This window comes from Escherichia sp. E3659 (assembly GCF_005781135.1).
Lineage (GTDB): Bacteria > Pseudomonadota > Gammaproteobacteria > Enterobacterales > Enterobacteriaceae > Escherichia.
The window spans coordinates 1-18,424 of sequence record NZ_VATQ01000028.1 but is presented as its reverse complement, the minus strand read 5'-3'; the positions used below and the strand labels follow the sequence as shown (position 1 = coordinate 18,424).

General features: G+C 52.0%; 20 protein-coding genes and 5 tRNA genes. 16 read left to right on the top strand and 9 right to left on the bottom strand.

Annotated elements, in window-relative coordinates; genetic code table 11:
* The first annotated feature begins 39 nt into the window (after nt 1-39).
* On the top strand, nt 40-1,554 hold the full coding sequence (gene norR / locus FEK47_RS18915; RefSeq protein WP_135487391.1) for a nitric oxide reductase transcriptional regulator NorR: 1,515 nt from the start codon (nt 40-42) through the stop codon (nt 1,552-1,554).
* Here norR and gutQ read toward each other — a convergent pair.
* The 7 genes from gutQ to srlA all read right to left on the bottom strand — a co-directional run bounded on the left by gutQ (nt 1,551) and on the right by srlA (nt 6,498).
* A complete protein-coding gene (gene gutQ, locus FEK47_RS18910; RefSeq protein ID WP_001287415.1) occupies nt 1,551-2,516 on the bottom strand; it encodes an arabinose-5-phosphate isomerase GutQ in 966 nt (321 codons plus the stop codon). The genes norR and gutQ overlap by 4 nt on opposite strands.
* Nucleotides 2,509-3,282: a glucitol operon DNA-binding transcriptional repressor SrlR gene (srlR, locus tag FEK47_RS18905; protein ID WP_135487392.1), complete on the bottom strand. Its 774-nt coding sequence runs from the start codon at nt 3,280-3,282 to the stop codon at nt 2,509-2,511. The genes gutQ and srlR overlap by 8 nt, the downstream gene beginning before the upstream one ends.
* A 66-nt stretch (nt 3,283-3,348) precedes the next feature.
* Nucleotides 3,349-3,708, bottom strand: coding sequence for a transcriptional regulator GutM (gene gutM / locus FEK47_RS18900; RefSeq protein ID WP_135487393.1), 360 nt, complete (start codon nt 3,706-3,708; stop codon nt 3,349-3,351).
* Between the two features lie 105 nt (nt 3,709-3,813).
* Nucleotides 3,814-4,593: a sorbitol-6-phosphate dehydrogenase gene (gene srlD / locus FEK47_RS18895; RefSeq protein ID WP_001077351.1), complete on the bottom strand. Its 780-nt coding sequence runs from the start codon at nt 4,591-4,593 to the stop codon at nt 3,814-3,816.
* Nucleotides 4,594-4,596: 3 nt separating this feature from the next.
* On the bottom strand, nt 4,597-4,968 hold the full coding sequence (gene srlB, locus FEK47_RS18890; RefSeq protein ID WP_135487394.1) for a PTS glucitol/sorbitol transporter subunit IIA: 372 nt from the start codon (nt 4,966-4,968) through the stop codon (nt 4,597-4,599).
* 10 nt (nt 4,969-4,978) lie between these two features.
* Nucleotides 4,979-5,938, bottom strand: a complete 960-nt coding sequence (gene srlE, locus FEK47_RS18885) for a PTS glucitol/sorbitol transporter subunit IIB (RefSeq protein ID WP_135487395.1) — start codon at nt 5,936-5,938, stop codon at nt 4,979-4,981.
* Nucleotides 5,935-6,498, bottom strand: a complete 564-nt coding sequence (srlA, locus tag FEK47_RS18880; RefSeq protein WP_000573324.1) for a PTS glucitol/sorbitol transporter subunit IIC — start codon at nt 6,496-6,498, stop codon at nt 5,935-5,937. The genes srlE and srlA overlap by 4 nt, the downstream gene beginning before the upstream one ends.
* A 255-nt stretch (nt 6,499-6,753) precedes the next feature.
* On the opposite strand from srlA, the gene mltB reads away from it, so the two are divergent.
* Entirely contained in the window at nt 6,754-7,839 is a 1,086-nt protein-coding gene (gene mltB, locus FEK47_RS18875) for a lytic murein transglycosylase B (protein ID WP_135487396.1), read from the top strand.
* 38 nt (nt 7,840-7,877) lie between these two features.
* Here the strand turns inward: mltB and FEK47_RS18870 are convergent, their stop codons facing one another.
* On the bottom strand, nt 7,878-8,117 hold the full coding sequence (locus tag FEK47_RS18870) for a hypothetical protein (protein WP_135487397.1): 240 nt from the start codon (nt 8,115-8,117) through the stop codon (nt 7,878-7,880).
* A 181-nt stretch (nt 8,118-8,298) separates the two neighbouring features.
* Here FEK47_RS18870 and pncC point away from each other — a divergent pair, with 181 nt between their 5' ends.
* The 14 genes from pncC (at nt 8,299) to luxS (ending at nt 18,155) form a co-directional block, all read left to right on the top strand.
* Entirely contained in the window at nt 8,299-8,796 is a 498-nt protein-coding gene (gene pncC, locus FEK47_RS18865) for a nicotinamide-nucleotide amidase (protein ID WP_130214441.1), read from the top strand.
* A gap of 79 nt (nt 8,797-8,875) precedes the next feature.
* Complete coding sequence (recA, locus tag FEK47_RS18860; protein WP_000963153.1) at nt 8,876-9,937, top strand: recombinase RecA; 1,062 nt, start codon at nt 8,876-8,878, stop codon at nt 9,935-9,937.
* 68 nt (nt 9,938-10,005) lie between these two features.
* Complete coding sequence (recX, locus tag FEK47_RS18855) at nt 10,006-10,506, top strand: recombination regulator RecX (RefSeq protein WP_135487398.1); 501 nt, start codon at nt 10,006-10,008, stop codon at nt 10,504-10,506.
* Nucleotides 10,507-10,633: 127 nt separating this feature from the next.
* A complete protein-coding gene (gene alaS / locus FEK47_RS18850; RefSeq protein WP_135487399.1) occupies nt 10,634-13,264 on the top strand; it encodes an alanine--tRNA ligase in 2,631 nt (876 codons plus the stop codon).
* Nucleotides 13,265-13,498: 234 nt separating this feature from the next.
* Entirely contained in the window at nt 13,499-13,684 is a 186-nt protein-coding gene (gene csrA, locus FEK47_RS18845; RefSeq protein WP_000906486.1) for a carbon storage regulator CsrA, read from the top strand.
* A gap of 315 nt (nt 13,685-13,999) precedes the next feature.
* Nucleotides 14,000-14,092, top strand: a tRNA-Ser gene (locus FEK47_RS18840).
* 3 nt (nt 14,093-14,095) lie between these two features.
* Nucleotides 14,096-14,172 (top strand) — tRNA-Arg (locus FEK47_RS18835).
* Nucleotides 14,173-14,236: 64 nt separating this feature from the next.
* Nucleotides 14,237-14,313: transfer RNA gene (locus tag FEK47_RS18830), tRNA-Arg, on the top strand.
* Nucleotides 14,314-14,375: 62 nt separating this feature from the next.
* Nucleotides 14,376-14,452, top strand: a tRNA-Arg gene (locus FEK47_RS18825).
* A 62-nt stretch (nt 14,453-14,514) separates the two neighbouring features.
* A tRNA-Arg gene (locus tag FEK47_RS18820) sits at nt 14,515-14,591 on the top strand.
* A gap of 278 nt (nt 14,592-14,869) precedes the next feature.
* A complete protein-coding gene (yqaB, locus tag FEK47_RS18815) occupies nt 14,870-15,436 on the top strand; it encodes a fructose-1-phosphate/6-phosphogluconate phosphatase (protein WP_000273309.1) in 567 nt (188 codons plus the stop codon).
* On the top strand, nt 15,433-15,861 hold the full coding sequence (locus FEK47_RS18810) for a YqaA family protein (protein ID WP_064529936.1): 429 nt from the start codon (nt 15,433-15,435) through the stop codon (nt 15,859-15,861). Before yqaB ends, FEK47_RS18810 begins: the two co-directional genes overlap by 4 nt.
* A gap of 72 nt (nt 15,862-15,933) precedes the next feature.
* Nucleotides 15,934-17,490: a glutamate--cysteine ligase gene (gshA, locus tag FEK47_RS18805; RefSeq protein ID WP_135487400.1), complete on the top strand. Its 1,557-nt coding sequence runs from the start codon at nt 15,934-15,936 to the stop codon at nt 17,488-17,490.
* Between the two features lie 149 nt (nt 17,491-17,639).
* Nucleotides 17,640-18,155, top strand: coding sequence for an S-ribosylhomocysteine lyase (gene luxS / locus FEK47_RS18800; protein WP_001130211.1), 516 nt, complete (start codon nt 17,640-17,642; stop codon nt 18,153-18,155).
* A gap of 109 nt (nt 18,156-18,264) precedes the next feature.
* Here luxS and FEK47_RS18795 read toward each other — a convergent pair.
* The coding region (locus FEK47_RS18795; protein ID WP_138183319.1) for an autotransporter outer membrane beta-barrel domain-containing protein at nt 18,265-18,424 on the bottom strand (160 nt) is incomplete at its 5' end.

Here is an 18,424-nt window from a genome sequence, read left to right as displayed (position 1 = left end):
TATGACAATATCTATAGTCAAATTGACAGTGAGGCAAAGATGAGTTTTTCCGTTGATGTGCTGGCGAATATCGCTATCGAATTGCAGCGTGGGATTGGTCATCAGGATCGTTTTCAGCGCCTGATCACCACGCTGCGTCAGGTGCTGGAGTGCGATGCGTCTGCGTTGCTACGTTACGACTCGCGGCAGTTTATTCCGCTTGCCATCGACGGGCTGGCGAAGGATGTACTCGGTAGACGCTTTGCGCTGGAAGGTCATCCACGGCTGGAAGCGATTGCCCGCGCGGGTGATGTGGTGCGCTTTCCCGCAGACAGCGAATTGCCCGATCCCTATGACGGACTGATCCCAGGGCAGGAGAGTCTGAAGGTTCACGCCTGCGTTGGTCTGCCATTGTTTGCCGGGCAAAACCTGATCGGCGCATTGACGCTCGACGGGATGCAGCCCGATCAGTTCGATGTTTTCAGCGACGAAGAGTTACGCCTGATTGCCGCGCTGGCGGCGGGAGCGTTAAGCAATGCGTTGCTGATTGAACAACTGGAAAGCCAGAATATGCTGCCAGGCGATGCCGCGCCGTTTGAAACGGTGAAACAGACGCAGATGATCGGTCTGTCGCCAGGTATGACGCAATTGAAAAAAGAGATTGAGATTGTGGCGGCGTCCGATCTCAACGTCCTGATCAGCGGTGAGACGGGAACCGGTAAGGAGCTGGTAGCGAAAGCGATTCATGAAGCCTCGCCACGGGCGGTGAATCCGCTGGTCTATCTCAACTGTGCCGCACTGCCGGAAAGTGTGGCGGAAAGTGAGTTGTTCGGTCATGTGAAAGGAGCGTTTACTGGCGCTATCAGTAACCGCAGCGGGAAGTTTGAAATGGCGGATAACGGCACGCTGTTTCTGGATGAGATCGGCGAGTTGTCGTTGGCATTGCAGGCCAAGCTGCTGAGGGTGTTGCAGTATGGCGATATTCAGCGCGTTGGCGATGACCGCAGTTTGCGGGTCGATGTGCGCGTGCTGGCGGCGACTAACCGCGACTTACGCGAAGAGGTGCTGGCAGGGCGGTTCCGCGCCGATTTGTTTCATCGCCTGAGCGTGTTTCCACTTTCGGTGCCGCCGCTGCGTGAGCGGGGCGACGATGTCATTCTGCTGGCGGGGTATTTCTGCGAGCAGTGTCGTTTGCGGCTGGGGCTCTCCCGCGTGGTATTAAGTGCCGGAGCGCGAAATTTACTGCAACACTATCGTTTTCCGGGGAACGTGCGCGAACTGGAACATGCTATTCATCGGGCGGTAGTTCTGGCGAGAGCCACCCGCAACGGCGATGAAGTGATTCTTGAGGCGCAACATTTTGCTTTTCCTGAGGTGACGTTGCCGACGCCAGAAGCGGCGGCGGTGCCCGTTGTTAAGCAAAATCTGCGTGAAGCGACAGAAGCGTTCCAGCGTGAAACCATTCGCCAGGCACTGGCACAAAATCATCACAACTGGGCTGCCTGCGCGCGGATGCTGGAAACTGACGTCGCCAACCTGCATCGGCTGGCGAAACGTCTGGGATTGAAGGATTAAATAATCCCGGCCTGATAGAAATCCTGTAGGTTTATTGCGCCGGTGAGTTTGCCGTTTTCATCTACCACCGGTGCGGCAGTGATTTTGCGCTTCATCAGGATCTCTTTGGCGTCGATGGCGCGACTTTGTGCCTGTAATGTGGTGCCGCCTGTTGTCATCGCTTCATTAACTGGCGTGGTGAGTGCGCCGCCGCCAACCAGCCAGCGACGTAAATCGCCGTCGGTAAAGACGCCTTGTACCTGTTGTTGAGCGTCACATACCGCCACCAGCCCCAGACCGGTGCGGCTGAGTTCCAGCATCGCATCCATCACGCTGGCGGTTAACGCCACTTGCGGGATGGCGTCATCACGGCGCATCAGATGATGTACTTTATTCAGCAAGCGAGCGCCCAGTGCTCCAGCAGGGTGGGAGCGGGCAAAATCTTCTTCATTAAATCCGCGCGCTTGCATGACCGCCATCGCCAGCGCGTCGCCCATCATCAGGGTATTCACAGTGCTGGAAGTCGGCGCAAGGTGCATCGGGCAGGCTTCGCGTTCTACGGAGATATCCAGCACCGCTTTCGCCGCCAGGCCCAGCGGTGACGTCGGTTTTCCGGTCATTGCCAGCAGCGCGATAGATTTGTCTTCCAGACGCGGAATAATCAGATCCAGTTCCTTCGCGCCACCGGAATAAGAGATAAACAGCATCACATCGCGGCTTTCAATCATCCCCAGATCGCCGTGCAGTGCTTCTGCCGGATGGACAAAAAAAGCCGGTGTGCCGGTGCTGGCAAGTGTTGCGGCGATTTTCTTACCAATGTGGCCCGATTTGCCAATACCCGAAACCACCACTTTGCCTTCGCAGTGCAGGATGATATTGGCGGCGCGAACAAAATCATCGCCCAGACGTTCCGGTAAACGGCTTGCTTCCTGCAACTCCAGCATTAACGTCTGACGTCCCGCGTTCAGTAGTGCTTCACTCATTGCTCTCTCCGGTTATGATCACATCGATCCCTTTCTCTTCCAGCGCCTGACGAAACGCCGGATCGATACCTGCGTCGGTAATCAGCTTATCGACGCTTTCAAGACTGCAAACTACGTTGGGGCTTTTACGGCCAAACTTTGATGAATCCGCCATCAAAATCACTTCGCGCGCGGCATTGCACATTGCCTTACTGACGGTATAGACCTCGTTGAAGGTGGTTACGCCCGCATTGAGATCGATGCCGTCGGTGCCCATAAACAATTTATCGAAACTGAAATGTTCGAAGGCATTCTCTGCCAGCTGCCCGTGAAATGAGGCCGATTTTTTACGAAACGTTCCGCCAGGCATCAGGATGGTTTGTTCGTTATCCAGTTCGGATAGCGCATTGACGATATGCAGGCTGTTGGTCATCACCGTGATGTTATTAAAGCGCGAGAGCAGGGGGACCATCTGCAAAACGGTACTGCCAGCATCAAGAATGATCGAATCGCCATCATGAATAAAACCAACGGCAGCTTCTGCTATCAGCTCTTTCTTGTGGGTGTTGATGAGTGTTTTATGATCGATAGGCGGATCGGATTCCTCTTTATTCAACACCACTCCGCCATAAGTACGAATGACGGTTCCGGCATGTTCCAGAATGACCAGATCTTTGCGAATGGTTGTGCCTGTGGTGTCAAAGTATTGCGCCAATTCTTCAACCGAGCATTTACCCTGCTTTTGCAGGTACTCCAGAATGGCGGCCTGACGCTGACGAGGTTTCATGGGCGTGATTACCTGATTTAGGTTTCAAAATGATAACTTCGCAAGCAAGTAACATTCACAACGAAATTATCTACGTTTCAGTTTAAGCGCCAATGATAGAGCATTCTGTGATAGTGGATCATGGGGAAAGATCACATCGGGCTTTAAATCACCAGGATACATACCCTTAATTGCGGGAATTTTTTGCGGTCGGGCGAAGACGGTCAGTCCTTTCATAAACAAGGTGTCGACGATGCGCTGCTGATCGTCCAGCGCGATGGCGACCACGACCCGCGGTTTAAAGCGCCCGCTGGAACGGCCCACGCCAACCCGCCCTTGCTGGCAAAGTGCGTCGAAGGCGCGGTTAAAACGAGAAATTTGCCAGCCGCCTAAGGCCAGTTGCGCACACCAGGCGATAACGGCGACAGTGATGAGTGCGGATACCATAACTTCTCCTTAATGTAGTGGCGGAAGTCCTGTAGGCCTGAGAAGCGTAGCGCATCAGGCATTTTATTAGTCTCGCGGAGATCCTTAACGGATCTCCGCTGTTAATCAGAACATCACCTGACCACCGGTGACATTGATCGACTGACCAGTGCAGTACGACGCCTTAGGACTGGCGTAGAACAGCAGCATATTCAGCACGTCCTGATAATCGCAGCCGCGTTTGAGCGGTACTTTATCGATGTAATACTGCTCGACTTGATCCGGTTTGATACCCAGCTTGGTCGCGTATTGGGGCAACAGTGACTGGAACATCGGCGATTTCAGCAGGTTACCGAGCATCAGTGAGTGAACCGTAATACCGTACTCCGCCAGATCCAGCGCCAGTGATTGAGTCAGCCCGACGCCACCAAATTTCGCTGCGCTGTAGCCAGAGTTGTGTTTGCTGCCCACTTTGCCAGATTTCGAGTTGATCTGAATAATGCGCCCCTGAATCCCGTCGCGGATCATCAAACGCGAAAATTCACGCGCACACAGGAAATAACCCACCAGATTCACCTGTAGCGAACGGTCAAAATCGCCGAGCTGGAAGTCGCTGATAAAGGCTGCTTTTGCAATTCCGGCGCTGTAGACCAGTAAATCCACACGACCAAAGATTTCATCTACCCCACGAGAGAGTGCCAGAACGCTTTGCTCGCTGGTGGCGTCAGCACCAAAACCGTACGCTGTTCCTTCACCATATTCGGCGTTAATTTCTTGCGCCACATTTGCAGCTTTGTCGCTCTGAATATCGACAACCGCGACGCGATACCCCTCGGCAGCCAGACCGTGGCACAGGAACGCGCCTAAGGTTTGCCCACCACCGATGACAACGGCAACCTGATTCATTTTTTACTCCTTAACAGATTCAAACTTCAAAACCGATCCCGGCGCGATATCGTCGGGGACAGGGCCTGCCACATGGACAGTGCCTGGAAATTCCGCTTCGTCTAAACCATCGAAGCGCAGGGTGACATGACCCAGTTCGCGAAGGTTGTTTTCCGCCACGCTGCCAACGGCGGTCACTGGATAGCGATGCTGCCCGAGCGTAAATTGCAAACCAGGATGGAGTTCACCTTTCAACTCGCCGTGGCAATGGATGAAGCAATACTCTTCGAGATCCGCAGGCGCGCCTTCACGAAAGGTGATGAGCATTTGGTCGCTGAGGGCGTCAGTGGCACTCGCGCCGATACGGGTGATGGTGGTCTGATAAATAACGGTCATGTTTCAGCCTCTATTGATAGATAAAACCGGAGACAAACCAGGCGATCAGTACAGTCGGCGCACCGGTTAAAAAGCGGCTCACCAGTACAGAAGGGACACCGACGCGAACCGTGTCCTGACGGGCTTCCGCCAGCGACAAACCGACCGGGATGAAGTCGCAGGCCGCCTGCGCGTTGATGGCAAACAGTGCAGGTAAAGCCAGATGCGGCGGAATATTGCCGAGACCAATCTGCACACCAATCAATACGCCGATAACCTGTGCGATAACTGCGCCTGGGCCGAGGAAAGGTGAAAGCAGCGGGAAGGAGCAGATGAGCGCCAGCATCACCAGACCCAGTGGATGACTGGCCAGCGGAGCAAGACCATGGGCAATCCAGTCACCAAGGCCGGAAGCCATAATGATGCCGATGAGCGCCGAGACGAACGCCATAAACGGCAGAATGGTTTTTAATACAGTGTCGATGGTGTCACGACCAGACTGAAACAGCACCGCAACGGCGGACCCCATGCCCATTCCCACCTTCGCCAGTAAACCATCGCTTTGTTCGGTGATTTTCTTACTGGTGTCATAGTCACGACCCACGACAGAGGGTTGTGGTGCCGCATCACCTACTACAGTGATGTTTTCTTCTTTTACGCCAGAGACATAAATATCTTCCACAATGTACTGCGCCAGTGGACCGGACTTGCCCGTCGAGTGGATATTAATGGTGGGAATACGCCGTTTCGGGTAAATGCCGCAGCGTAATGTGCCGCCACAGTCGATTACCGCAACGCCAATTTCCGCTTCTGTGGGTTCACCTTCTTTAAATCCGTCGATAGCTTGCCAGCCAGTAAGTTGCGCCAGTTTGTCGACAATCGCAGGACGTGTACCGGCGGTGATATAGACGATTTTTTTCCCCGGAATGGCATCCAGTTCAAGCGGGCCGCCCCAGCCACCCATCCCTTTTTCGATCCGAATACGCGTCATGATGTCGCTCCTGCGAGGCGAACTTTCTGTTCAAGTTGAATGCCCATCTTTTTCTCGAAAATGGCGGTGGTCAGATCGGTCACCCAGCCGCGGAAAAAGTTGGTGACCAGACCAACCAGCAGATAACTCACCGCCAGTGGACCAAGTGGCAGGTTCAGCGTTGTCAAACCGCTGGCAATGCCAAGATAAACAAATAGTTCGCCAGGGTTGATATGGGGGAAGAGGCCATTCATTGAGTGGCAACTATAAGAGGCCGCCGCGTAATAGCTGGGTTTGTACTTTTCCGGCATAAAGCGACCAAGACTTAAGGTCATCGGATTACAAAAGACGAACGTGCCAATGCACGGTAGCAGCAGATAACGGGAAACAGGGTTACCGGCACAACGTTGAGCAAATCGTTCAATACGATGCTGACCGATAAAATTAATCAGTGCGTTCATGATAACCAGCAGGCTAATCAACAGCGGAAGAATACCGGTCACCATCCCGGTAAATACCTCTCCGCCTTTCTGGAACAGCCCGATGAACCACTCTGCGCCATGAGTAATGGTTTCTATCATTGTTCTCTCCTTCAGTATTTATTGTTTTATTACCAAACGGCAACCTAATCTAATCAGATCGAAAGATTTAAAAGTGTTATTTTGATCGCAAAATGAAAGATAAATATTTTATTTTGAAAGTTAAGATAAAGGTTTATCGATGAAGAAGATTTAAGTTATGTAAAGTCTGTATCGGGGTACGACTACCGCTTCCTTGTGCGGGGCGGGATGCTTTACCATACTTGCCCCTGGTTGAATCTGTTAAATGGACTCCTCATGTTCAAGCATCGTTATGTAACATTGCTTCCCCTTTTTGTGTTACTTGCCGCCTGTAGCAGCAAGCCAAAACCGACTGAGACTGAAACAACCACCGGAACGCCGTCCGGCGGCTTCCTGCTTGAGCCGCAGCACAATGTGATGCAGATGGGCGGAGATTTCGCCAATAACCCCAATGCGCAGCAGTTCATCGAAAAAATGGTGAACAAACATGGTTTCGATCGTCAGCAGTTGCAGGAAATTCTCTCTCAGGCGAAACGTCTGGATTCGGTACTGCGGCTGATGGATAACCAGGCACCAACCACATCGGTGAAACCGCCATCCGGTCCTAACGGCGCATGGCTGCGCTATCGCAAAAAATTTATTACGCCGGATAACGTGCAGAACGGCGTGGTTTTCTGGAATCAGTATGAAGATGCGCTGAATCGCGCGTGGCAGGTGTATGGTGTACCGCCGGAAATTATCGTCGGGATTATCGGCGTCGAAACCCGCTGGGGGCGCGTGATGGGGAAAACCCGCATCCTCGATGCGCTGGCAACGCTGTCATTTAACTACCCACGCCGCGCGGAGTATTTCTCTGGCGAGCTGGAAACTTTCCTGCTGATGGCGCGCGATGAGCAGGACGATCCGCTCAATCTGAAAGGTTCCTTTGCCGGTGCGATGGGCTACGGACAGTTTATGCCGTCGTCTTACAAACAATATGCGGTAGATTTCAGCGGCGACGGGCATATCAACCTGTGGGATCCGGTTGATGCTATTGGTAGTGTGGCGAACTATTTCAAAGCGCACGGCTGGGTGAAAGGCGATCAGGTCGCGGTAATGGCAAACGGTCAGGCCCCAGGCTTGCCACATGGTTTCAAAACCAAGTACAGCATTTCTCAGCTTGCCGCGGCAGGTTTAACGCCACAGCAGTCGCTGGGCAACCATCAACAGGCCAGCCTGCTGCGTCTGGATGTTGGAACAGGTTATCAGTACTGGTACGGTCTGCCAAACTTCTACACCATTACCCGTTATAACCACAGCACCCATTACGCAATGGCGGTCTGGCAGTTAGGACAAGCCGTGGCGCTGGCGCGCGTACAGTAACTATCTGCAAGAGGGAGGTTAAACTTCCCTCTGCTTTCTTACTGTTTATTCGAATGACGTAATTGCCTGATTTTTTTTGACAGCGATATCGCATATCCCAGGCAGACAACGCCTAACGCAGCCTGACCGAAGTCGAAAGGTTCAAGATAGCCAGAAGATAAAATTTTACATACCACTGCAACCAGGGCGCTGACGCCGCCAATGGTGACCCACATGCGCATTTGCGTGGTCTGTTTGAGCTCGTTTTGTGGGGGGGTATCCGTTTTCTTTGTTGCCATTGCTTTTCTCTCCCTGTGAATACATATCAATGTGAACGCGGCATGGTAGCCTTTTTTCTTTACCGACTGGCCGCAACAGTCTTATTTCGGAACGCGACTCGTAAAATGAATCGCTGATCCCCATCTTCTGCGGGAAAGTGCTATCTTGTCCGGCATAAATTTTTGACTGACAGAGGTTGTGATGACTGACAGTGAACTGATGCAGTTAAGCGAGCAGGTAGGGCTGGCGCTGAAATCCCGTGGTGCAACCGTAACAACCGCTGAATCCTGTACTGGCGGTTGGGTAGCGAAAGTGATTACCGATATTGCCGGCAGTTCCGCCTGGTTTGAACGCGGATTTGTCACCTACAGTAACGAAGCCAAAGCGCAGATGATCGGCGTACGCGAAGAGACGCTGGCGCAGCATGGCGCGGTGAGTGAACCTGTCGTGGTGGAAATGGCGATAGGCGCACTGAAAGCGGCTCGTGCTGATTATGCGGTTGCTATCAGTGGCATCGCCGGACCGGATGGCGGCAGCGAAGAGAAGCCTGTCGGCACCGTCTGGTTTGCTTTTGCCACAGCCCGCGGCGAAGGCATTACCCGCCGGGAATGCTTTAGCGGCGACCGCGATGCCGTGCGTCGTAAGGCGACGGCTTATGCCTTAAATACGCTGCGGCAACAATTTCTACAAAACACTTGATACTGTATGACTATACAGTATAATTGCTTCAACAGAACATATTGACTATCCGGTATTACCCGGCATGACAGGAGTAAAAATGGCTATCGACGAAAACAAACAGAAAGCGTTGGCGGCAGCACTGGGCCAGATTGAGAAACAATTTGGTAAAGGCTCCATCATGCGCCTGGGTGAAGACCGTTCCATGGATGTGGAAACCATCTCTACTGGTTCGCTTTCACTGGATATCGCGCTTGGGGCAGGTGGTCTGCCGATGGGCCGTATCGTCGAAATCTACGGACCGGAATCTTCCGGTAAAACCACGCTGACGCTGCAGGTGATTGCCGCTGCCCAGCGCGAAGGTAAAACCTGTGCGTTTATCGATGCTGAACACGCGCTGGACCCAGTCTATGCACGTAAACTGGGTGTCGATATCGACAACCTGCTGTGCTCCCAGCCGGACACCGGCGAGCAGGCACTGGAAATCTGTGACGCTCTGGCGCGTTCTGGCGCAGTAGACGTTATCGTCGTTGACTCCGTGGCGGCACTGACACCGAAAGCGGAAATCGAAGGTGAAATCGGCGACTCTCACATGGGCCTTGCAGCACGTATGATGAGCCAGGCGATGCGTAAGCTGGCGGGTAACCTGAAGCAGTCCAACACGCTGCTGATCTTCATCAACCAGATCCGTATGAAAATTGGTGTGATGTTCGGTAACCCGGAAACCACTACCGGTGGTAACGCGCTGAAATTCTACGCCTCTGTTCGTCTCGACATCCGTCGTATCGGCGCGGTGAAAGAGGGCGAAAACGTAGTGGGTAGCGAAACCCGCGTGAAAGTGGTGAAGAACAAAATTGCAGCGCCGTTTAAACAGGCTGAATTCCAGATCCTCTACGGTGAAGGCATCAACTTCTACGGCGAGTTGGTTGACCTGGGCGTGAAAGAGAAGCTGATCGAGAAAGCTGGTGCGTGGTACAGCTATAAAGGTGAGAAGATCGGCCAGGGTAAAGCGAATGCGACTGCCTGGCTGAAAGATAACCCAGAAACTGCGAAAGAGATCGAGAAGAAAGTACGTGAGTTGCTGCTGAGCAACCCGAACTCAACGCCGGATTTCTCTGTAGATGACAGCGAAGGCGTAGCAGAAACTAACGAAGATTTTTAATCGTCTTGTTTGATACACAAGGGTCGCATCTGCGGCCCTTTTGCTTTTTTAAGTTGTAAGGATATGCCATGACAGACTCAACATCCCGTCGCCCGGCATATGCTCGCCTGTTGGATCGAGCGGTACGCATTCTGGCGGTGCGCGATCACAGTGAGCAAGAACTGCGACGTAAACTCGCGGCACCGATTATGGGCAAAAATGGCCCGGAAGAGATTGATGCCACGGCAGAAGATTACGAGCGCGTTATTGCCTGGTGCCATGAACATGGCTATCTCGATGACAGCCGATTTGTTGCGCGCTTTATCGCCAGCCGTAGCCGCAAAGGTTATGGACCTGCGCGTATTCGTCAGGAACTGAATCAGAAAGGTATTTCCCGCGAAGCGACAGAAAAAGCGATGCGTGAATGTGACATCGACTGGTGCACACTGGCGCGCGATCAGGCGACGCGAAAATATGGCGAACCTTTGCCAACTGTCTTTTCAGAAAAAGTTAAGATCCAGCGTTTTCTGCTCTATCGTGGCTATCTGATGGAAGATATCCAGGAGATTTGGCGAAATTTTGCCGACTGAACGCATACGGTATTTTACTTCCCAGTCAAGAAAACTTATCTTATTCCCACTTTTCAGTTACCAGCCCGGCGGTTAAGACACGCTGTAGCTGGTGGCGATATTTCGTTAGCTTGATTTCAGGATAATTATGAGCAAGAGCACCGCTGAGATCCGTCAGGCGTTTCTCGACTTTTTCCATAGTAAGGGACATCAGGTAGTTGCCAGCAGCTCCCTGGTACCCCATAACGACCCAACTTTGTTGTTTACCAACGCCGGGATGAACCAGTTCAAGGATGTCTTCCTTGGGCTCGACAAGCGTAATTATTCCCGCGCTACCACTTCCCAACGCTGCGTGCGTGCGGGTGGTAAACACAACGACCTGGAAAACGTCGGTTACACCGCGCGTCACCATACCTTCTTCGAAATGCTGGGCAACTTCAGCTTCGGCGACTATTTCAAACACGATGCCATTCAGTTTGCATGGGAACTGCTGACCAGCGAAAAATGGTTTGCCCTGCCGAAAGAGCGTCTGTGGGTTACCGTCTATGAAAGCGACGACGAAGCCTACGAAATCTGGGAAAAAGAAGTAGGGATCCCGCGCGAACGTATTATTCGCATCGGCGATAACAAAGGTGCGCCATACGCATCTGACAACTTCTGGCAGATGGGTGACACTGGTCCGTGCGGCCCGTGCACCGAAATCTTCTACGATCACGGCGACCACATTTGGGGTGGCCCTCCGGGAAGCCCGGAAGAAGACGGTGACCGCTACATTGAGATCTGGAACATCGTCTTCATGCAGTTCAACCGCCAGGCAGATGGCACGATGGAACCGCTGCCGAAGCCGTCTGTAGATACCGGTATGGGGCTGGAGCGTATTGCCGCCGTGCTGCAACACGTAAACTCCAACTATGATATCGACCTGTTCCGTACGCTGATTCAGGCGGTGGCTAAGGTGACTGGCGCGACCGATCTGAGCAATAAATCGCTGCGCGTTATCGCTGACCACATTCGTTCTTGTGCGTTCCTGATCGCGGATGGCGTAATGCCGTCCAACGAAAACCGTGGTTATGTACTGCGTCGTATCATTCGTCGCGCAGTGCGTCACGGCAATATGCTGGGCGCGAAAGAAACCTTCTTCTACAAACTGGTTGGTCCGCTGATCGACGTTATGGGCTCTGCGGGTGAAGACCTGAAGCGCCAGCAGGCGCAGGTTGAGCAGGTGCTGAAGACTGAAGAAGAGCAGTTTGCCCGTACTCTGGAGCGCGGTCTGGCGCTGCTGGATGAAGAGCTGGCAAAACTTTCTGGTGATACGCTGGATGGCGAAACTGCTTTCCGCCTGTACGACACCTACGGCTTCCCGGTTGACCTGACGGCTGACGTTTGCCGTGAGCGCAACATCAAAGTTGACGAAGCTGGATTTGAAGCAGCAATGGAAGAGCAGCGTCGTCGTGCGCGTGAAGCCAGCGGCTTTGGTGCCGATTACAACGCGATGATCCGTGTTGATAGCGCATCTGAATTTAAAGGCTATGACCATCTGGAACTGAACGGCAAAGTGACCGCGCTGTTTGTTGATGGTAAAGCGGTTGATGCCATCAATGCAGGCCAGGAAGCTGTGGTCGTGCTGGATCAAACGCCATTCTATGCAGAATCCGGCGGTCAGGTTGGCGATAAAGGCGAACTGAAAGGCGCTAACTTCTCCTTTGCGGTGGAAGATACGCAGAAATATGGCCAGGCGATTGGTCACATCGGTAAACTTGCTGCGGGTTCTCTGAAAGTGGGCGACGCGGTACAGGCAGATGTAGATGAAGCTCGTCGCGCTCGTATTCGTCTGAATCACTCCGCAACGCACCTGATGCACGCTGCGCTGCGTCAGGTTCTGGGTACTCATGTCTCCCAGAAAGGTTCGCTGGTTAATGACAAGGCGCTGCGTTTTGACTTCTCGCATAACGAAGCGATGAAACCAGAAGAGATTCGTGCTGTCGAAGATCTGGTGAACGCGCAGATTCGTCGTAACTTGCCTATCGAAACCAACATCATGGATCTCGACGCGGCGAAAGCGAAAGGTGCGATGGCGCTGTTCGGCGAGAAGTATGATGAGCGCGTACGCGTGCTGAGCATGGGCGATTTCTCTACCGAGTTGTGTGGTGGTACTCACGCCAGCCGCACCGGTGATATTGGTCTGTTCCGTATCATTTCTGAATCGGGTACTGCTGCAGGCATTCGTCGTATCGAAGCGGTAACCGGAGAAGGTGCTATCGCCACCGTTCATGCAGACAGCGATCGCTTAAGCGAAGTCGCGCATCTGCTGAAAGGCGATAGCAATAATCTGGCTGATAAAGTGCGCTCAGTACTGGAACGTACGCGTCAGCTGGAAAAAGAGTTACAACAGCTTAAAGAACAGGCTGCCGCACAGGAGAGCGCAAATCTTTCCAGTAAGGCAATTGATGTTAATGGTGTTAAGCTGTTGGTTAGTGAGCTTAGCGGTGTTGAGCCGAAAATGTTGCGCACCATGGTTGACGATTTAAAAAATCAGCTGGGGTCGACAATTATCGTGCTGGCAACGGTAGCCGAAGGTAAGGTTTCTCTGATTGCAGGCGTATCTAAGGACGTCACAGATCGCGTGAAAGCAGGGGAACTGATTGGTATGGTCGCTCAGCAGGTGGGCGGCAAGGGTGGTGGACGTCCTGACATGGCGCAAGCCGGTGGTACGGATGCTGCGGCCTTACCTGCAGCGTTAGCCAGTGTGAAAGGCTGGGTCAGCGCGAAATTGCAATAATATAAGTGTCAGGCAATGCCGTGGACTTGCTTCACGGCATTCGCATCGACGCTATCGACAATGATAAAGTCAGGTTGAAGTTGTGTATATCGGCTAAACTTAGGTTTAACAGAATGTAATGCCATGACTGCTTAGATGTAATGTGTTTGTCATTGCTTACTTTTTGGCGTTATATGATGGATAATGCCGGGATACAGAGAGACCCGACTCTTTTAATCTTTCAAGGAGCAAAGAATGCTGATTCTGACTCGTCGAGTTGGTGAGACCCTCATGATTGGGGATGAGGTCACCGTGACAGTTTTAGGGGTAAAGGGCAACCAGGTACGTATTGGCGTAAACGCCCCGAAGGAAGTTTCTGTTCACCGTGAAGAGATCTACCAGCGTATCCAGGCTGAAAAATCCCAGCAGTCCAGTTACTAATCTTTCCGCGTCTCATCTTTAACGGTGAGACGCACCCTCAAAATTTCTCCTTCACTTCATTTTCTTTTCGCGTTACTCCCGTTCATTTAACTTTTGCCTTCATTGTTCTCTATCACTGCTACCTGTCAGAGGCCTGTTTTTCTGTTGATAAAACACTCTTTTTGACGTTTTTACAGACTAATTGAGCGCGAAGTGTGCAAACGATAAAAGTGTGGGAAAAATTGTTTGACTTATAAGTCTCAGAAAGTAATATGTGCGCCACGCAGCGACGATGAGCGATAAACAAGTTCTTCGAAGCACTCGTAAGAGGCGTGTGGTGAGGTGGCCGAGAGGCTGAAGGCGCTCCCCTGCTAAGGGAGTATGCGGTCAAAAGCTGCATCCGGGGTTCGAATCCCCGCCTCACCGCCATTTGCATCCGTAGCTCAGCTGGATAGAGTACTCGGCTACGAACCGAGCGGTCGGAGGTTCGAATCCTCCCGGATGCACCATCTCTTACTTGATACGGCTTTAGTAGCAGTATCAAAAAATCTGCAGTAAAGTAAGTTTCCCGATGCATCCGTAGCTCAGCTGGATAGAGTACTCGGCTACGAACCGAGCGGTCGGAGGTTCGAATCCTCCCGGATGCACCATCTCTTACTTGATACGGCTTTCGTAGCGGTATCAATATCAGCAGTAAAACAAATTTCCCGATGCATCCGTAGCTCAGCTGGATAGAGTACTCGGCTACGAACCGAGCGGTCGGAGGTTCGAATCCTCCCGGATGCACCATATCTTACTTGATATAGCTTTCGTAGCGGTATCAATGTCAGCAGTAAAATAAATTTCCCGATGCATCCGTAGCTCAGCTGGATAGAGTACTCGGCTACGAACCGAGCGGTCGGAGGTTCGAATCCTCCCGGATGCACCATCTTCTCTGTATTACTCACGATTGATAATCTTCACGGTCTGCAATATTGATGTATGCACCAGGGAGGATAACGTTGTGCCAGCAACGGCCCGAAGGGCGAACGCCAGTGAGTCATCCTCCCGGATGCACCATCTTCTCCAAAAAATTTCCTTCAAAAATATCTCATTTCTAAATAACTATTTTATCCATATCCTGAATAATCTTCCCTTTCGCCATCAGCGACAAAATCAAGCAATTACGCTAAAGTAGCGTCATATTTTTCGACTTGCGAGAAGACCATGTACGAGCGTTATGCAGGTTTAATTTTTGATATGGATGGCACAATCCTGGATACGGAACCTACGCACCGTAAAGCGTGGCGCGAAGTATTAGGGCATTACGGTCTTCAGTACGATGTTCAGGCGATGATTGCGCTTAATGGCTCGCCCACCTGGCGTATTGCTCAGGCGATTATTGAGCTGAATCAGGCCGATCTCGACCCGCATGCGTTAGCGCGTGAAAAAACAGAAGCAGTAAGAAGTATGCTGCTGGATAGCGTCGAACCGCTTCCTCTTGTTGAAGTGGTGAAAAGCTGGCACGGACGTCGACCAATGGCTGTTGGAACGGGGAGTGAAAGCGCCATCGCTGAGGCATTGCTGGCGCACCTGGGATTACGTCGTTATTTTGATGCGGTCGTTGCCGCCGATCACGTCAAACACCATAAACCTGCGCCAGACACATTTTTGTTGTGCGCACAGCGTATGGGCGTGCAACCAACGCAGTGTGTGGTCTTTGAAGATGCTGATTTCGGTATTCAGGCTGCTCGCGCTGCAGGCATGGACGCAGTGGATGTTCGCTTGCTGTGAGTGAAGCTTTATCGCTTTTCTCGTTGTTTGCCAGTAGTTTCCTCAGCGCTACACTATTACCCGGTAATTCCGAAGTCGTCCTGGTTGCAATGTTACTTTCCGGGGTAAGTCACCCCTGGGTTTTAGTGTTAACAGCAACAATGGGTAATAGCCTTGGAGGGCTAACTAACGTTATCCTTGGGCGTTTCTTTCCACTGCGCAAAACATCGCGCTGGCAAGAGAAAGCCATCGGCTGGCTGAAACGATATGGTGCAATCACACTATTATTAAGCTGGATGCCCGTGGTTGGCGATTTACTGTGTCTGTTAGCGGGATGGATGCGCATCTCGTGGGGACCGGTAATCTTTTTTTTGTGCCTTGGTAAAGCGTTACGCTATGTTGCGATTGCAGTAGCTACCGTTCAGGGCATGATGTGGTGGCACTAATTGTAGGCCTGCACACATGGCCACCATTACAGTTATGCTAAATAAAACGATTTTGACAGGCGGGAGGTCAATTTGATCCCGGACGTATCACAGGCGCTGGCCTGGCTGGAAAAACATCCTCAGGCGTTAAAGGGGATACAGCGTGGGCTGGAGCGCGAAACTTTGCGTGTTAATGCGGATGGCACACTGGCAACAACAGGTCATCCTGAAGCATTAGGTTCCGCACTGACGCATAAATGGATAACCACCGATTTTGCGGAAGCATTGCTGGAATTTATTACACCAGTGGATGGTGATATTGAACATATGCTGACCTTTATGCGCGATCTGCATCGTTATACGGCGCGCAATATGGGCGATGAGCGGATGTGGCCGTTAAGCATGCCATGCTACATCGCAGAAGGTCAGGACATCGAACTGGCACAGTACGGCACTTCTAACACCGGACGCTTTAAAACGCTGTACCGTGAAGGGCTGAAAAATCGCTACGGCGCGCTGATGCAAACCATTTCCGGCGTGCACTACAATTTCTCTTTGCCAATGGCATTCTGGCAAGCGAAGTGCGGTGATATCTCGGGCGCTGATGCCAAAGAGAAAATTTCTGCGGGCTATTTCCGCGTTATCCGCAATTACTATCGTTTCGGTTGGGTCATTCCTTATCTGTTTGGCGCGTCTCCGGCGATTTGTTCTTCTTTCCTGCAAGGAAAACCAACGTCGCTGCCGTTTGAGAAAACCGAGTGCGGTATGTATTACCTGCCGTATGCGACCTCTCTTCGTTTGAGCGATCTTGGCTATACCAACAAATCGCAAAGCAATCTTGGTATTACCTTCAACGATCTTTACGAGTACGTAGCGGGCCTTAAACAGGCAATCAAAACGCCATCGGAAGAGTACGCGAAGATTGGTATTGAGAAAGACGGTAAGAGGCTGCAAATCAACAGCAACGTGCTGCAGATTGAAAACGAACTGTACGCGCCGATTCGTCCAAAACGCGTTACCCGCAGCAGAGAGTCGCCTTCTGATGCGCTGTTACGTGGCGGCATTGAATATATTGAAGTGCGTTCGCTGGACATCAACCCGTTCTCGCCGATTGGTGTAGATGAACAGCAGGTGCGTTTCCTCGACCTGTTTATGGTCTGGTGTGCGCTGGCTGATGCACCGGAAATGAGCAGTAGCGAACTTGCCTGTACACGCGTTAACTGGAACCGGGTGATCCTCGAAGGTCGCAAACCGGGCCTGACGCTGGGTATCGGTTGCGAAACCGCGCAGTTCCCGTTGCCGCAGGTGGGGAAAGATCTGTTCCGCGATCTAACACGCGTCGCGCAAACGCTGGATAGCATTAACGGCGGCGAAGCGTACCAGAAAGTGTGTGATGAACTGGTCGCCTGCTTCGATAATCCTGATCTGACTTTCTCTGCCCGTATCTTAAGGTCTATGATTGATACTGGTATTGGCGGAACAGGCAAAGCGTTTGCTGAAGCGTACCGTAATCTGCTGCGTGAAGAGCCGCTGGAAATTCTGCGCGAAGAGGATTTTGTAGCCGAGCGCGAGGCGTCTGAACGCCGTCAGCAGGAAATGGAAGCCGCTGATACCGAACCGTTTGCGGTGTGGCTGGAAAAACACGCCTGACAGAAAAGAAAAAGGCCACTCGTGAGTGGCCAAAATTTCATCTCTGAATTCAGGGATGATGATAACAAATGCGCGTCTTTCATATACTCAGACTCGCCTGGGAAGAAAGAGTTCAGAATATTTAAAAAAAATTTACCGGAGGTGGCTAAATGCCGTTGTTAGATAGCTTCACAGTCGATCATACCCGGATGGAAGCGCCTGCAGTTCGGGTGGCGAAAACAATGAACACCCCGCATGGCGACGCAATCACCGTGTTCGATCTTCGCTTCTGCGTGCCGAACAAAGAAGTGATGCCAGAAAGAGGGATCCATACCCTGGAGCACCTGTTTGCTGGTTTTATGCGTAACCATCTTAACGGTAATGGCGTTGAGATTATCGATATCTCACCAATGGGCTGCCGCACTGGTTTTTATATGAGTCTGATTGGTACGCCTGATGAGCAGCGTGTCGCTGATGCCTGGAAAGCGGCAATGGAAGACGTGCTGAAAGTGCAGGATCAGAATCAGATCCCGGAACTTAACGTCTATCAGTGCGGAACTTACCAGATGCACTCTTTGCAGGAAGCACAGGATATTGCGCGTAGCATTCTGGAACGTGACGTGCGCATCAACAGCAATGAAGAACTGGCGCTGCCGAAAGAGAAGTTGCAGGAACTGCACATTTAGTTGGTTAGTGCAGAAGCAGCCGGAGATGCAACAGCACCGTCCGGCTTGCCTGGTGCGCTACGCTTATCTGGTTGCATGCCACCTGTACGTGACAGGTGGCAAAGTGGCATTAAAAGAGATATTTCATGCCCAACATTCCCTGGGTATCACTGTAACCGTTGTCACCTAACTGCTGGGCGACGTTGCCCCACAGTTGCAGACGCGGAGTAATCTGACCTTCCACCCCCGCTTTTAACTCGCCAGTGTTGCGCGCGCCGATGATCTCATCG